The 13,798-nt window shown below is 68.6% G+C and carries 15 protein-coding genes; 10 read left to right on the top strand and 5 right to left on the bottom strand.

What is annotated here, in order from left to right:
* Positions 1–11: 11 nt before the first annotated feature.
* From ugpC to H4Q84_RS14640, 4 genes are all read left to right on the top strand, one after another.
* Positions 12–1,109 carry a sn-glycerol-3-phosphate ABC transporter ATP-binding protein UgpC gene (gene ugpC, locus H4Q84_RS14655; RefSeq protein ID WP_248579831.1) on the top strand — a complete coding sequence of 366 codons (1,098 nt, stop codon included), beginning with the start codon at positions 12–14 and terminating at the stop codon, positions 1,107–1,109.
* A 66-nt stretch (positions 1,110–1,175) separates the two neighbouring features.
* Positions 1,176–2,381 (top strand): Re/Si-specific NAD(P)(+) transhydrogenase subunit alpha, encoded by a 1,206-nt coding sequence (locus H4Q84_RS14650; RefSeq protein ID WP_248579830.1) that lies wholly within the window; start codon positions 1,176–1,178, stop codon positions 2,379–2,381.
* Positions 2,378–2,689 carry an NAD(P) transhydrogenase subunit alpha gene (locus H4Q84_RS14645; protein ID WP_248579829.1) on the top strand — a complete coding sequence of 104 codons (312 nt, stop codon included), beginning with the start codon at positions 2,378–2,380 and terminating at the stop codon, positions 2,687–2,689. Before H4Q84_RS14650 ends, H4Q84_RS14645 begins: the two co-directional genes overlap by 4 nt.
* Positions 2,686–4,071, top strand: coding sequence for an NAD(P)(+) transhydrogenase (Re/Si-specific) subunit beta (locus H4Q84_RS14640; protein ID WP_248579828.1), 1,386 nt, complete (start codon positions 2,686–2,688; stop codon positions 4,069–4,071). The genes H4Q84_RS14645 and H4Q84_RS14640 overlap by 4 nt, the downstream gene beginning before the upstream one ends.
* Before the next feature lie 48 nt (positions 4,072–4,119).
* Here H4Q84_RS14640 and upp read toward each other — a convergent pair whose 3' ends face one another.
* Positions 4,120–4,761 carry a uracil phosphoribosyltransferase gene (gene upp / locus H4Q84_RS14635; protein ID WP_248579827.1) on the bottom strand — a complete coding sequence of 214 codons (642 nt, stop codon included), beginning with the start codon at positions 4,759–4,761 and terminating at the stop codon, positions 4,120–4,122.
* 117 nt (positions 4,762–4,878) lie between these two features.
* Here upp and H4Q84_RS14630 point away from each other — a divergent pair, with 117 nt between their 5' ends.
* Together H4Q84_RS14630 and tadA are read left to right on the top strand one after the other, a co-directional pair.
* Positions 4,879–5,364, top strand: a complete 486-nt coding sequence (locus tag H4Q84_RS14630; protein ID WP_248579826.1) for a tRNA adenosine deaminase-associated protein — start codon at positions 4,879–4,881, stop codon at positions 5,362–5,364.
* Complete coding sequence (tadA, locus tag H4Q84_RS14625; RefSeq protein WP_282580246.1) at positions 5,361–5,822, top strand: tRNA adenosine(34) deaminase TadA; 462 nt, start codon at positions 5,361–5,363, stop codon at positions 5,820–5,822. The genes H4Q84_RS14630 and tadA overlap by 4 nt, the downstream gene beginning before the upstream one ends.
* A 90-nt stretch (positions 5,823–5,912) precedes the next feature.
* On the opposite strand, the gene H4Q84_RS14620 is transcribed toward tadA, so the two are convergent.
* On the bottom strand, positions 5,913–6,173 hold the full coding sequence (locus H4Q84_RS14620) for a hypothetical protein (protein WP_248579825.1): 261 nt from the start codon (positions 6,171–6,173) through the stop codon (positions 5,913–5,915).
* A gap of 115 nt (positions 6,174–6,288) precedes the next feature.
* Here H4Q84_RS14620 and H4Q84_RS14615 point away from each other — a divergent pair, with 115 nt between their 5' ends.
* The gene (locus H4Q84_RS14615) at positions 6,289–8,466 is read left to right on the top strand and encodes a zinc ribbon domain-containing protein (protein WP_248579824.1); all 2,178 of its coding nucleotides are present in this window, start codon (positions 6,289–6,291) and stop codon (positions 8,464–8,466) included.
* A gap of 185 nt (positions 8,467–8,651) precedes the next feature.
* Complete coding sequence (locus tag H4Q84_RS14610; protein ID WP_248579823.1) at positions 8,652–8,873, top strand: DUF2007 domain-containing protein; 222 nt, start codon at positions 8,652–8,654, stop codon at positions 8,871–8,873.
* 140 nt (positions 8,874–9,013) lie between these two features.
* Here the strand turns inward: H4Q84_RS14610 and H4Q84_RS14605 are convergent, their stop codons facing one another.
* The 3 genes from H4Q84_RS14605 to H4Q84_RS14595 form a co-directional block, all read right to left on the bottom strand.
* Positions 9,014–9,808 (bottom strand): sulfite exporter TauE/SafE family protein, encoded by a 795-nt coding sequence (locus H4Q84_RS14605; protein WP_248579822.1) that lies wholly within the window; start codon positions 9,806–9,808, stop codon positions 9,014–9,016.
* Positions 9,809–9,909: 101 nt separating this feature from the next.
* Positions 9,910–10,701 carry a membrane protein insertase YidC gene (gene yidC / locus H4Q84_RS14600; protein WP_248579821.1) on the bottom strand — a complete coding sequence of 264 codons (792 nt, stop codon included), beginning with the start codon at positions 10,699–10,701 and terminating at the stop codon, positions 9,910–9,912.
* Between the two features lie 59 nt (positions 10,702–10,760).
* Positions 10,761–11,072, bottom strand: coding sequence for a hypothetical protein (locus H4Q84_RS14595; RefSeq protein ID WP_248579820.1), 312 nt, complete (start codon positions 11,070–11,072; stop codon positions 10,761–10,763).
* 745 nt (positions 11,073–11,817) lie between these two features.
* On the opposite strand from H4Q84_RS14595, the gene H4Q84_RS14590 reads away from it, so the two are divergent.
* Positions 11,818–12,195 (top strand): hypothetical protein, encoded by a 378-nt coding sequence (locus H4Q84_RS14590; RefSeq protein ID WP_248579819.1) that lies wholly within the window; start codon positions 11,818–11,820, stop codon positions 12,193–12,195.
* Between the two features lie 101 nt (positions 12,196–12,296).
* On the top strand, positions 12,297–13,715 hold the full coding sequence (locus tag H4Q84_RS14585) for an IS1380 family transposase (RefSeq protein WP_248583584.1): 1,419 nt from the start codon (positions 12,297–12,299) through the stop codon (positions 13,713–13,715).
* The last annotated feature ends 83 nt before the right edge of the window (positions 13,716–13,798 follow it).

Raw genomic sequence — 13,798 nt, 5'->3', positions numbered from 1 at the left:
AACAGGAACCCATGTCCACGAGCGTCACGTTCGACCAGGCCACCCGCATCTACCCCGGGTCCACCGACCCTGCCGTCGATGCCCTCGACCTCGAGATCGCCGAGGGCGAGTTCCTGGTGCTGGTCGGGCCGTCCGGCTGTGGCAAGTCCACCAGCCTGCGGATGCTCGCCGGGCTCGAGGACGTCACGTCCGGCACGATCCGGATCGGCGACAAGGACGTCACGAACCTGCGTCCCAAGGACCGCGACATCGCGATGGTGTTCCAGAACTACGCGCTCTACCCCCACATGAGCGTCGCCGAGAACATGGGCTTCGCGCTCAAGATCGCCGGCAACAGCAAGGCCGACATCGACCAGCGCGTGAAGGACGCCGCGCAGATCCTCGACCTCGAGGCCTACCTCGACCGCAAGCCGAAGGCGCTCTCGGGTGGCCAGCGCCAGCGCGTCGCCATGGGTCGCGCGATCGTGCGCCAGCCGCGCGTCTTCCTGATGGACGAGCCGCTCTCCAACCTCGACGCCAAGCTCCGCGTCTCCACCCGCACCCAGATCGCCTCCCTGCAGCGCCGGCTCGACATCACCACGGTCTACGTCACCCACGACCAGGTCGAGGCGATGACGATGGGCGACCGCGTCGCCGTACTCAAGGACGGTGTCCTCCAGCAGGTGGACACCCCGCTCGGCCTCTACGACAACCCCAAGAACGCCTTCGTTGCCGGCTTCATCGGCTCGCCCGCGATGAACCTCGGCACCTTCGCGGTCGCTGACGGCAATGTCGTGATCGGCGACGCCACCGTGCCGCTGCCGCGCTCCACCGTCGGGGCGCTCACCTCCGACAAGGTGCAAATCGGTTTCCGGCCCGAAGCCATGATCCTGGCCAGCGAGAGCGACCCCGGGTCGTTCCCGGTCGAGGCGCTGGTCATCGAGGAGCTCGGCTCCGACGCGTTCCTCTACGGCAACCTGCTCGGCGACAACCTCAAGGCCGACCACATCGTGGCCCGCATCGCGCCGCGTTCGGTGCCCCAGCGCGGCGAGACCGTGTGGTTCACCATCGAGCCGGGCCGCCTGCACGCGTTCGACGTCGAAACCGGGGCCGCACTGCCCACCCAGTGAGAGAACTTCGCGACACCACACTGAGACGGGTGTTCGCATGGCGGAATGTCGCCTAGGTTTCGACGCGTGAAGATCGCAGTAGCCAGGGAAACCCGTGACGGCGAGGCCCGCGTCGCGATGGTGCCCGAGCTGGTCGGCAAGCTGACCGGACTCGGATACACCGTCGCCGTGGAGCCCGGCGCGGGCCAGCACACCCTCATCGACGATGCCGAGTACGCCGAGTCCGGCGCCGTCATCGAGGAGGACGCGCTGGCTGACGCCGACGTGGTGGTGTCGGTGCAACCGCTCTCCACCGACGCCGTACGCCGCCTCAAGCGCGGCGCGGCCACCATCTCGTTCCTGCCGGTGAACACCGAGCAGCACGTGGTCGCCGACCTGCGCGACTGCGGCGTCACGGCGTTCGCGATGGAGCTGGTTCCGCGCATCTCGCGGGCACAGTCGATGGACGCGCTCTCGTCGCAGGCCCTGGTCGCGGGCTACCGAAGCGCCATCGTCGCCGCCGGAATGCTGCGGCGCTTCTTCCCTCTCAACATGACGGCGGCCGGCACCGTGCAGCCTGCCGAGGTCGTCGTACTCGGTGCGGGTGTCGCCGGCCTCCAGGCCATCGCGACGGCCAAGCGTCTCGGCGCGGTGGTCCGGGCGTACGACGTCCGCGCGGCCGCGGCAGAAGAGATCGCCTCGATGGGCGCCAAGCCCATCCACCTCGAGCTCGAGACGCTCGAGGGGGCCGGCGGCTACGCCCGTGAGATGACCGAGGACCGCGCCGCCCGCCAGCGCGAGCTGCTCACCCCCTACATCGCGGCCGCCGACGCGCTCATCACCACCGCAGCCGTGCCGGGGCGCACCGCGCCGATGCTGGTGACCGCGGCCATGGTCGAGGAGATGAAGCCCGGCTCGGTCGTCGTCGACCTGGCCGCCGAGACCGGCGGCAACGTCGAGGGCTCGATCGCCGGAGAGGTCGTCCGCATCGGCAACGCCCAGGTCTGGGGCGGGCGCAACGTGCCGTCACAGATGCCCGGCCCGGCGTCGCGGCTCTACGCGCAGAACGTCGTCAACCTGCTCACCCTGATGACCAGCAGTGGCGACGAGACCGGCGTCTTCGCCCCCGACTTCGACGACGAGATCGTGACCGGCGCCTGCGTCACGCACGACGGCGCGATCCGGCATGAGCCGACGCGCGAGGCGATCGAGGGGCCTCCGTTGGTTGAGGAGGTTGCGCAGCAACCGTCTCGAAACCCGGACGACGTTTTCGACCAGGAGGCACAGCAGTGAGCATCGCCATCGTCTGGCTGACGATCTTCGTCCTCAGCGTGTTCGTCGGCATCGAGGTGATCTCCAAGGTCTCCTCTACGCTGCACACCCCGCTGATGTCCGGCGCCAACGCCATCCACGGCGTGATCCTTCTCGGCGCGATCCTGGTGACGGTGCACATCGAGGGTCCCGGCGTGATCGTCGGCCTGATCGCGATCGTGCTCGCCACCATCAACATGGTCGGCGGCTTCGTGGTCACCGACCGGATGCTGCAGATGTTCACACGCAAGAAGACCCCCAGGGCCACGACGACCGGAGGAGCCAAGTGATCCCGGTCTGGGCACAGTTCGTCTACCTGCTCTGCGCGGTCGGCTTCATCCTCGCCCTCAAGGGACTGTCGGGTCCGAAGACCGCGCGCACCGGCAACCTGATCGGCGCCGGCGCAGCGGTCGTGGCGTGCGCGCTGCCGTTCACGTATCTCGACAACATGAAGAACGTCCCGCTCATCCTGGTCGCGATCGCGGTCGGCACCGTCGCCGGCGTGTACGGCGCCCGCACGGTGCAGATGACGCAGATGCCGCAGATGGTGGCGCTGTTCAACGGCGTCGGCGGTGGGGCGGCTGCCCTGGTCGCGGTGCTCGAGCTCGACGAGATCCTGCCGCAGGGCGACTCGATCGGCTGGTTCACCCTGGTCGCCACCGCGTTCACGATCGTGGTCGGCTCGGTGTCGTTCGCCGGCTCGGTCGTCACGTTCGCCAAGCTCCAGGAGCTGATGACCTCGCGGCCGGTGGTCTTCCCCGGCCTGCCGATCGCGTTCGGCGGCGTGCTCATCGCCTCGGTCGCCCTCTCGGTCGTGCTCGTGCGCGGCCCCGAGCTGTGGATCGGCGTCTTGCTCGCCCTGATCGGCCTGGTCTTCGGGCTGCTGCTCGTGCTGCCCGTGGGCGGCGCCGACGTGCCGATCGTGATCTCGCTGCTCAACGCGTTCACCGGCCTGACGGTCGCGGCCGGCGGCTACGTGTTGTCCAACACCGTGCTGCTCGTCGCCGGCACCCTCGTCGGCGCGTCCGGCACGTTCCTCACCCTGCTGATGGCCAACGCGATGGGCCGGTCGGTGGCCAACATCCTCTTCGGCGCCCTCAAGGGCGGCTCAACGCTCGGCGGCGGCGAGGCGTCCGACCGGCCCGTCCGCTCGGCCACCCCCGAGGACGCCGCGATCCTCCTCGCGTACGCCGATCGCGTGATCATCGTCCCCGGCTACGGGCTCGCCGTGGCCCAGGCACAGCACACGCTGCGCGAGCTGGTCGATGTACTCACCGAGCGCGGAGCGCAGGTCGACTACGCCATCCACCCCGTCGCCGGCCGGATGCCCGGCCACATGAACGTGCTGCTCGCCGAGGCCCAGGTGCCGTACGAGCAGCTCCAGGAGATGGACGAGATCAACGGCGACTTCAAGGAGGCCGATGTCGTGCTGGTCGTCGGCGCCAACGACGTCGTCAACCCGGCTGCCAAGACCTCGCCGGGTGCCCCGATCTACGGGATGCCGATCCTCAACGCTGACGAGGGCAAGCAGATCATCTTCATGAAGCGCTCGATGCGGCCCGGCTTCGCCGGCATTGAGAACGAGCTGCTCTTCGACGAGAAGACGTCGCTGCTGTTCGGCGACGCCAAGGACACCATGAGCAAGCTGCTCAGCGCCGTGAAGGCGCTGTAGCCCGCCCCCGCAGATACGTCCGCGCAAACCCCGTTCGTCGGGCTGACGTCAGCCGGCGACGCCGTACAACCGGTCTCCGGCATCGCCGAGGCCGGGCACGATGTAGCCCTTGTCGTTGAGCTTCTCGTCCATCGCGCCGGTGACGATCGTGATCGGCACGTCGATGTCGGCGACCTGCTGCTCGAGCCGGGCGCAGCCTTCGGGCGCGGCGAGCAGGCAGATGGCGGTGATGTCGTCGGCGCCGCGGTCGGTCAGGAAGCGGATCGCGGCCGCGAGCGTGCCGCCGGTCGCCAGCATCGGGTCGAGCACGTAGCACTGGCGTCCCGACAGGTCGTCGGGCAGCCGCTCGGCGTACGTCGCCGCCTCCAGGGTCTCCTCGTTACGCACCATCCCGAGGAAACCGACCTCGGCCGTCGGCAGCAGCCGCATCATGCCGTCGAGCATGCCGAGCCCCGCCCGCAGGATGGGTACGACGAGTGGCTTGGGTGCCGCGAGCTTGACCCCCGTGGCCGGGGCGACCGGGGTGACGATGTCGACGGTGGTGACCCGGACGTCGCGGGTGGCCTCGTAGGCGAGCAGGGTGACGAGCTCGTCGGCGAGCCGCCGGAAAGTGGGCGAGTCGGTCGACTCGTCGCGGAGAGCGGTCAGCTTGTGGGCCACGAGGGGGTGGTCGACGACGTGGGTGCGCATGGCCGAAACCCTAGTGCAGCAACGCGGCCAGTCATTCGGCCGCAATCGGGGTTGGCCGGGGGGCGCACATCTGCCACTCTTGAAGTGTCCGGATGGCGCCGAGCGGAAGGGATCACCATGGCTGACATGGCCGACGGGGTCGACTTCGCTGTGGCCGCTTACCGCGAGGAGGGCGTCTGGCAGGTGCAGTCGATCGCCCACCCGGTGCTCGAGTCGGTCGACACGCTCGCCCACGCCCTGCGCCGTTTCCCCGGCGACGGTGGCGCGGTCGGCATGGTCGCGGTCGACGAGGACTTCTTCGTGATCGTCCGCGTCGCCGGCGCCAGCACTCGCGTGCTGCTCTCCGACGTCACCGCGGCCGACGAGTGGGAGCTCGCCAGCTCGGCTGTGGAGTTCCTCGGCATCCCCGGACTCGACGACGAGGACGAGCAGGTGCCCGCCGGCGATCTCGACCTGCTCGGCGACCTCGGCATGCACGCCATGGACATGGGTGTGCTGCTCGACGACTTCGAGCTCTACCCCGACGAGATGCTGTCCGACATCGCCCGCAAGCTGGGGTTCGGGCCGCTGTTCGACGACGCGGTCGGGCTCACGTCTGCATGACTCCTGACGACTGGGCACCGGCCATGCGGCTGGCCCTGGCCGAGGCGCGCGCCGCGCTCGAGACCGAGGACGTGCCCATCGGAGCCGTCGTACTCTCCGGCAACGGTGAGGTGCTGGGCCGCGGACGCAACGTCCGCGAGGCCGCACACGACCCGACCGGTCATGCCGAGGTCGTGGCCCTGCGGGCGGCTGCCCTGGCCCGCGGCGAGTGGCGCCTGGAGGGCTGCACCCTCGTGGTCACCCTCGAGCCGTGCACGATGTGCGCCGGAGCCGCTGTGCTGTCGCGCGTGGCTCGCGTCGTCTACGGCGCGCACGACGAGAAGGCCGGCGCGGTCGGCAGCCTCTGGGACGTCGTACGGGACCGTCGCCTCAACCACCGCCCCGAGGTCGTCTCGGGAGTGCTGGCGGGCGAGAGCACCGAGCTGCTCGAGAAATTCTTCGCAGAACATCGCGGCTGACCCATCCGTTGCCGGACCGGCGGCGAATCACGAACGTGGTGGGTTCGGTCCATGGGGTTGTCCGGACCCACCACGCTCAGTAGAGCCTGGTCAGACGGCGCTCTTGTTCCTGCCCGCCACCGACTCGGCGACGCCGATGAGCAGCACGGAGGCGATGACGGCAAGCACGAAGCCGAGGAAGTCGAGCTCCCAGATGCTTCCGGTGCCGATGAGCCACGCGATGGTCCCACCGATGAGGGAGCCGACAAGGCCGAGCCCGAGCGTGGCGAGGATGCCCAGGTTCTGCTTGCCGGGCTTGATGAGGCGTGCGAGGGCGCCGATGATGAGGCCCGCTACGAGGAATCCGAACATGGCGCAAGCCTACCGGCGCTCCCCACGCAGACCGTGGGCAGCGCACCGAGGATCGGAAGCCGGTGTGAGTAGCAATGCGCATCAGCGAGGCTCCCCGGCAGTGGACGATGAGCTGGTGACCTCTCCCAACGCGTTCCCGTGCCCGAACTGCGCCACCATGCTCGAGCCCGGCGTGCAGGCGTGCACCGCGTGCGGCCTGCGGCTGGTCGGACCCGAGGCCGTCCGGCTCTGGCAGGTGGACCAGCAGATCGCGGCCTTGAAGGCCGAGTCGGGCCACCTGATCCAGGCACTGATGGCCCCGCTGGGTGCCGTCCCCGCGACGGAGCCGTACGCCGTCGGCCCCTACCCCGCCGCCCGCACCGCGGCTGCTCACGCTCCCCGCAGGCAGGTGTCGGGCCAGCAGATCCTTCTCGGACTCGGTGCCCTGCTGCTGCTCTCGGCCGCGTCGTTCTTCCTGCTCGTGGTGTGGTTCGTCGTCGGCCTGGTCGGCCAGGCGCTGATCATGGTCACGCTGACGGGTGCCGCCGTCGCCGGCTCGGCGCTGGCGACGAAGAAGTGGCTGCCCGCCGCCGCCGAGACCGCTGCGGTGATCGCGACCGGCCTGCTCACCCTCGACCTCGCGGCCGCCCACTGGCTGGATCTCGCCGGTCTCGGCGATCTGCCAGCCGACGCCTACTGGGCCGGCGCCGGCCTGCTGGGCGGGGTGCTGCTTCTCGGCTTCGACCGCCTCGTCCCCCGCGGATCTGCCGGGGAGACGCTGCGACGGGTCCTCGTCTACCGACCGGCCGGCACCGCGATGCTCGCCGTCGCGGGCTGGTCGGCCCTGAGTGCGCTCGATCCCGCCCCGTTGACGCTGTCCGGCCTGGCGCTGGTGCTCGCCGCCGTCAGCAGCGCGGGCGCGTACTCGGCGTGCCGCCTCGACACACCCGCTCCGGGCCTGACCGGTGTGCGGGTGCCGTTGTCGGCCATGCCGCTGCTCCTCTCGGCCGGGCTCGCACTGGCCACCTACGTCCTGACCTGTCTCGGACTCGGCTACGACCCCTCGTCCTCGATCTCCGAGCGGTACGGCGCCTTCGCGCTGCTGCTGGTCGTCCCCGTCGCAGCGATGATTGCTGCCAGGCGCGTCGACTTGGTGCCGGTAGCGGCTGTGCTCTGGCTGGTCCCGGTGCTGGGCATCCCGCTCCTCGACGCGCCGCGGCTCGTGGTCGTCGGGGTGTCGGTGGTCCTCGCGGCTGCCCTGACCGTCGTCACTGCCGGGCTGAGTGTCGTCCCGCAGCGCCCGTGGGCCAAGGCGGTCGAGATCGTGGCGTGGGCGGCCCAGCCCGTGCTCTTCCTGCTCGTGCTCGTGCTGTCCGAAGAGGGCGCGGCCACGGGTCGGCTGCTCATGGACAGAGTCTCCGATGCCGGGACGGCCGCCTGGTGGGTGCCGGTCGCTCCCGCCCTGGCCTGGGCCGTGCCGTCCGTCGTGGCCGCGCTGCGCACCCGCTCCGTCCTCTGGGTGGCGCTGGCCGAGACGGCAGTGCTGGCCACCCTGTTCACCGCGCTGCGGGACTCCGACGCGGTGGTGTGGTGGCCGGCCGCGCTGGTCCTCGTCGCGAGCAACCTCGGCCTGGCCAGCCTGAGCGCCCGCCGCGGTGTCGAGCGGCGCCCGGTCGAGGGTCTGGCGCTGGTGTTCGGCGTCGTCTGGTCGGCCACCGCCGTGCTCGCCAGCGCGTCGGAGTCGTCGTACCAGCTTGCCGGCGTGCTCATCACGCTCGGCGTGCTGACGCTGCTGTACGCCGCCACCCCCGGACGGCTCGCGTTCTCCTACCTGGGCTCGCTGAGCATCTCGGCCGGTCTCAGCGTCCTGATGTCGGAGGCCGAGGTGACCACCATCGAGGCCTACACGGCTCCGCTCGCACTGCTGCTCGCCGCGATCGGTTGGGTCCAGTGGACGCGCAACCACGAGCTGCCGACGTTCGTCACCATGGGTCCGGCGCTCACCGTCGCGCTGGTGCCGTCCCTGATGGTCGCCGTCGGGGAGGGCAGCGCCCTGCGCCTCCTCCTCGTCACGGCGGCCGGGCTGCTGGCACTCGTGGCTGGCCTGACGAAGCAGTGGCAGGCGCCGGTCACCGTCGGTGGTGTGGTCCTGATCGTCGTCGCGATCACCCAGGGCGGTCCGCTGATGGCGTACGTGCCCGGCTGGATCATCCTCGGCCTCGCCGGCGCCGCGCTGCTGACCATCGGTGTCGCCTGGGAGCGGGCCGTGGTCGCCGGTCGTCGGGCCAACGCGTGGTACGGCGCCCTGCTCTGAACGCAGCGAACCTGCACGACCTTCGACACACCGGCGCCAGCATGGCCGGCGAGGAAGGAGCGCCTGGTGGGAAGTCTCGTAGTAGCCGATGAGCGATCGTCCGGCGCGACATGGCCGCGTCGGGCTACAGGTGAGGGACGCGCGCTACCGTGAAGACCCAGGGGAAATGCGAGGAGCGAAGTCACATGGGTGAGTTGGTCAGAACGAACGATCCCGGCTTGTTATCCGTGATCGAGGGCCTGCTGGAGGAGGCCCAGATCCCTCACCACGTCGCCGACCGCGACATGAGCGTCCTGGAGGGATCCATCCTGGTCATCCAACAGAGAGTTCTGGTGCCGGATGAGCGGGACGCGGAAGCCCGCGCACTACTGGTTGACGCCGATCTGGGCGAATGGCTACGCCGCTGAAGGAACGGCGCGACGGCCTCGTCGTCTTCTGCTCGGGCAATGCCTGACGCATCCGCTCCTGCCGCATAGCCTCGCTGCGGCCATCCGGTCATGCCGCGGACAGTGCATTCAAATGCCGAGGAGCGCTCGTGGCCCTTTTGCTACTCGTGGCTCCACACCTTGACGGCTGATAGGACCAGGAGGGCTGCAAGCAGCGGGATGAGGACGAGGCTGGGAACGACGTCCAGGAGGAGCCCGCCGATGAGTGTTCCTGTGACGGATCCGGCTGCCATGGCGACCAGGAAGGTCTTGTTCTCGGCCAGGACGGCGAAGGACTGGTCGCGGCTGTAGCGGGCGAACGCCACCAGCATGGTGGGCAGCGACACCGCGAGCGACAGCGACCCGGAGACCTTGATGTCGATGCCGTAGAGCAACACGATGGCCGGGATGAGCAGTTCGCCTCCGGCCACACCCATCAGGGCCGCGACGACACCGATCCCCGCTCCGGCTATCACCGCGGCCGTGACCTGCATCGGTCCCGTAATGCCGCTCGGGCGTAGATCGCCCAGGTGGGTGGCGACGAGGGTGACGGCGATGCCCACGAGCAGTACGGCTAGCACCCGATAGAGCGTCTTGGACTGCATCCGCGTGGCCCAGGTCGCTCCGAGCCACGCTCCGATGAGGCTGCCAGCGAGGAGGTTGACGATCACCGTCCAGTGATCCGCCACGCTGCTGTAGGGAACCCCGAGCAGACGTGCTGGCAACGCGGTGATGACCACAACCAGGCTTAGTGCCTTGTTCAAGACGACGGCCTGAAGGGCGACGAACCCGAAGGCGCCGATCAAGAGCGGGAGCCGGAACTCTGCGCCACCGAGCCCGATCATGCCGCCGAGGACGCCGATAGCCGCCCCACTCGCAACGGCAAACGGGAGCGACTTGGCACGTGCCGAACTCACCGCTGCGATCCCACACTGGCCACCGAGACAGCGGAGGGGTGAGCCGGGAGCACATCCGGATTTGCCGCAGACTGCGCACATCGTCACGGACGCTGTTGGTTTCACCGCGCGCGAGTGGCGGCTGGGCTGCCGGGTGTGGGGAAGCATCGCGAGATGACCGCTGACTGTCCCATCGTCCACGCCGAGTTGCAGACCCAGTAGGAGAGAAGGGCAAGGGGTACGACGCCGCCCGCCACGATCAAACCGAGGGCCGAGAGTGCCGGCATGAGGTGTTGGATTCGTGTCACAACTTCCGGCTGCCCGTCGATCGAGGTGTTGGGGGCGACGAGGTACCTCTGTGTGAGGTAGGCGAGGGCGGCCGCTGTCAGGGCCATGCCCGCCACGACGACGAAGTGCGTGGCGCCGGCACCGAGGTATCCCCGTTCTGCCAGAGGAACCCCGAGAAGGGTGGCGGCGCCCAGCGACGCGACAAGTTCCGGAGTCATCGCCCCAACCGCTGCGCCACCGGCGACGTCTGCGAGCAGGTGGTAGAGGGACAGCCAGATCGGCAACTGGAGGAGCATGGGTAAGCAACCGAGTCGTGACACGCCGTGCTCGGCGCTGATGCGACGACGCTCCTCCAAGAGTTGGCGCATGCTCTCGGGATCCTTGCGGTTCTCGTACCGGTTGGTGAGATTTTGCAGGTGTGGCTGCGCCCTTGCCGAGGCGTGCGCAAGACGGACGCCGTGGACGACCAGTGGGAGCAGTGCAATGCGGACCGCGGCGACGACGGCGGCGATGGCGAGCAGCCACGAGATGCCGGCGATGGGGTCGGCGCCTAGGGAGGTCAGTCCGACCTGGGCTGCGGCAAGAACGGCAGCGAGTGCATAAGAAAAGGGATCGAGAAGAGACATGGGGTTACTCCTGGGTTAGTGAAAGTGGTCTGAGCGCGCGTCGCCAACAAAGCGACGGGTCAGACCAGTCCAGGAGCGCGGGGACGCAGAGGGTGTCGGGGCGAGTCGGTCACGCGCCCGGCACGGAGCGCTGGCACTTCACCAGCACTGCGCCGAGGCAGCCCAGGCGGGCCGCTCACCAGCGTCACCGGCAGTCGGTTCATCCCGACGACGGCCGCGACCGTTGCGGAGACGGCGGCAAGCATCACGGCTGAGGGTGCGCTCGTCGTCGTTGTCAGCAGCGAGAGAATCATGAACGCACCCGTGCCACCCAGGGTGAGGGCCAGCGCCTGCCGGAGACGCGCTTCGGCGGCACCCACCATCCGGCTCATGCCGAGAGCGTACTCCTGCCGAAGGTCACGAACCTCGTGAAGCGAGTGCACTCATCCGCCCCAGTCCGTGGTGCCTGGTGCCGTTGAATGAAGCAACGGTGTCGCATGGATCGGACCTGAACCGGTGGGCCACGCGTCAGACTGATTCAACAAGGAGGTGGGCATGGGTGCGCGTCGACGACGGCATAACAGCATCGCCGTGCTGGCCACGGTCGTCGTCACCCTCGTCGGTTGTGGACCCACTCCGACAGGTGGCTCGACCGCGTCGCGCGTTGGACCGTACCTGGATCACCAGCCGCCAAGGGGCCGCTACGGCGCACCGGCGCCCCTCGCCAGCCCTGGTGAAACGCTCACGATCTTCGGACATTGGTACACATCCACCTGCAACGACACTGGGGCGGCGATCCGCTGGAGCCGCTGGCTCCCGTACATCTAACCCTCACGTTGCCAGGTGGCCAGACCGTGCCGCTGGGAGAGTTGACGCCCCGAGAACCAGACATGGGGTTCGACGCTGCAGTTCGCATCCCTCATGGCACAAAGGCAGGCACCGCGATCATTCGGGACGACCAGGGGAGCCCGCCCACCTATCGGTTCGAGGTGCGTTCCTCCAAGTAGGCAAGCGCACTCATATGCCGCGATCCGGGCGACCCACGAAGTGGGTCTTACCACCGTGAGCCGGCCGACAGTCGCGACGCCGTTCATACGGTTCTTCCGGGACGCCGGGCTCGGGTTCTACCCTGAGTAGATGCTCGACCTGGGCGGAATCGACGTTGGGGAGATCGCCACCGCGCTCGCGGATCAGACTGACTACGAGCACCGATGGCTCATCGACCCGCGAACCGGGCAGGTGGTGTTCTGGACCAGCGACACGGGCATCGACGGGGAGAACCCCGTCGAGATCGACGAGCTCGATCTCATCCCCGTCGATCCTCTCCCGTCCTACGTGTGGTTTCAGGACATGGCCGAATTTGCTGACGGCATCAGCTACAGCGCGGTCGGCCGACGCCTGGCCCAGTCTCTGCAGGGGCGGGGAGCGCTCAGACGATTCAAGAACCAGGCCTATGAACACCACCCCGAATTGAATTCGCCATGGCACACCCTGCGTGATGTGGTTCGCGCCTAGCCCGGATCATTCACGGGTCGGCGGCTTGATCGGCGCGTAGAAACACAGAAGTGCCTGCCCAGCAGGGGAAACTTGGTCTTGCGACGGAACAAGTTCTCCAACTGGAAGGCACTCTGCAGGTGAAGCGTAGTTCGTGGTCGAGGGGTCTGTCAGTAACTGGGGGCGGTGTCGGCGTGGTGGCCCACGCGGGAAGCGTCGGGCTGCGTCTCGTAGGTGATCGGACCGGGCTGACTGGACAGCTCTCGAAGGCCCTGGCACGACGTTCGTTCACCCCTGCCCATGACCGCGGCCGGGTCCTGGTCGATGTCGCGGTGATGATCGCCGACGGCGGTGAAGCGATCGCTGACATCGAGGTCCTGCGCCACCAGGAACCCGTGCTCGGTGCGGTGGCCTCGCAGGCCACGGTCTGGCGGGCTTTGGATGAGATCAGCCCCGGGCAGGTCAAGAAAATCGCCGTGGCCAGAGCCAGGACACGGCGCCACGTCTGGGCCCTCATGAACGCCTCACCCGAAGGGTTCCCTGCCTCGAAGGTCGCCGGCACCGACCTCGGCGAGGTGGTCGTGCTCGATGTCGATGCCACGGTCGTGATCACCCACTCCGAGAAAGAGTTGGCATCGGCGACGTTCAAGCGGACGTTCGGGTACCACCCGATCGGGGTGTGGTGCGACAACACAGGCGAGTTCCTCGCCGCCACGTTGCGGACCGGGAAGGCGGGGTCGAACACCGCGACCGATCACATCGAAGTCCTCACCGCGGCAATCGCCCAGGTCCCCGCCGCACAACGCAAGAACCTGCTGATCCGCAGCGATGGCGCGGGTGCCTCCCACAAGCTCCTGGCCTGGCTCACCGAACAAGGCCGCGTGCGGGGACGTCGCTTGGAGTACAGCGTCGGCTACGCAGTCACCGAGAAGATCCGCGAAGCCATCAAGGTCGTCCCCAAGCACGTGTGGACACCCGCGTCCGATGCTGATGGTGGGGTCCGCGAAGGTGGTGACGTCGCCGAGCTCACCGACCTCCTTGACCTGACGGCATGGCCGCCCGGGATGCGGCTCATCGTGCGCCGCGAACGACCCCACCCCGGTGCGCAGCTGTCGCTGTTCGAAGAAGCCGACGGGTGGCGCTACCAAGTGATCGCGACCAACACCACCACCGGACAGCTGGCGTTCCTCGAAGCCCGTCACCGTGCTCACGCCCGCGTCGAGGACCGGATCCGGATCGCCAAGGACACCGGCCTGGGCAGATTCCCCTCACGTGAGTTCGCGATCAACCAGGCCTGGCTGACAGCGACCATGATCGCTGCCGACCTCACCGCCTGGACCAGACTTCTGGCCTTCACCGGCGAGGCTGCTGTGCTCGCCGGCTGTGAGCCGAAAGCGTTGCGCTACCGACTCCTGCACGCACCAGCACGCCTGGTCCACACCGGGCGCCGGCGACAACTCCGGATCCCCGACACCTGGCCCTGGGCGGCAGCGATCGTCGCGACATTCGCCAACATCGCAGCGATCCCACCACCAGCCTGAACATCCCCGCCCACCCACAACCCGAGGACCCGGAGAACCGCACCCGACAGCGACAGTCGGCCTACAGGTCAACCCCGGAACCA

This window comes from Nocardioides sp. InS609-2 (assembly GCF_023208195.1).
GTDB lineage: Bacteria > Actinomycetota > Actinomycetes > Propionibacteriales > Nocardioidaceae > Nocardioides.
The sequence above is the reverse complement of the archived record's forward strand: the minus strand, read 5'-3'. Positions and strand labels throughout refer to the sequence as shown.

Bases quoted from the DNA above. Each gene is read 5' to 3' on its own strand.
- H4Q84_RS14630 (WP_248579826.1), top strand. From the start codon at position 4,879: ATGGCTGACATGGCCGACGGGGTCGACTTCGCTGTGGCCGCTTACCGC.
- tadA (WP_282580246.1), top strand. From the start codon at position 5,361: ATGACTCCTGACGACTGGGCACCGGCCATGCGGCTGGCCCTGGCCGAG.
- H4Q84_RS14620 (WP_248579825.1), bottom strand. From the start codon at position 6,173: ATGTTCGGATTCCTCGTAGCGGGCCTCATCATCGGCGCCCTCGCACGC.
- ugpC (WP_248579831.1), top strand. From the start codon at position 12: ATGTCCACGAGCGTCACGTTCGACCAGGCCACCCGCATCTACCCCGGG.
- H4Q84_RS14595 (WP_248579820.1), bottom strand. From the start codon at position 11,072: ATGAGCCGGATGGTGGGTGCCGCCGAAGCGCGTCTCCGGCAGGCGCTG.
- H4Q84_RS14590 (WP_248579819.1), top strand. From the start codon at position 11,818: ATGCTCGACCTGGGCGGAATCGACGTTGGGGAGATCGCCACCGCGCTC.
- yidC (WP_248579821.1), bottom strand. From the start codon at position 10,701: ATGTCTCTTCTCGATCCCTTTTCTTATGCACTCGCTGCCGTTCTTGCC.
- H4Q84_RS14610 (WP_248579823.1), top strand. From the start codon at position 8,652: ATGGGTGAGTTGGTCAGAACGAACGATCCCGGCTTGTTATCCGTGATC.
- upp (WP_248579827.1), bottom strand. From the start codon at position 4,761: ATGCGCACCCACGTCGTCGACCACCCCCTCGTGGCCCACAAGCTGACC.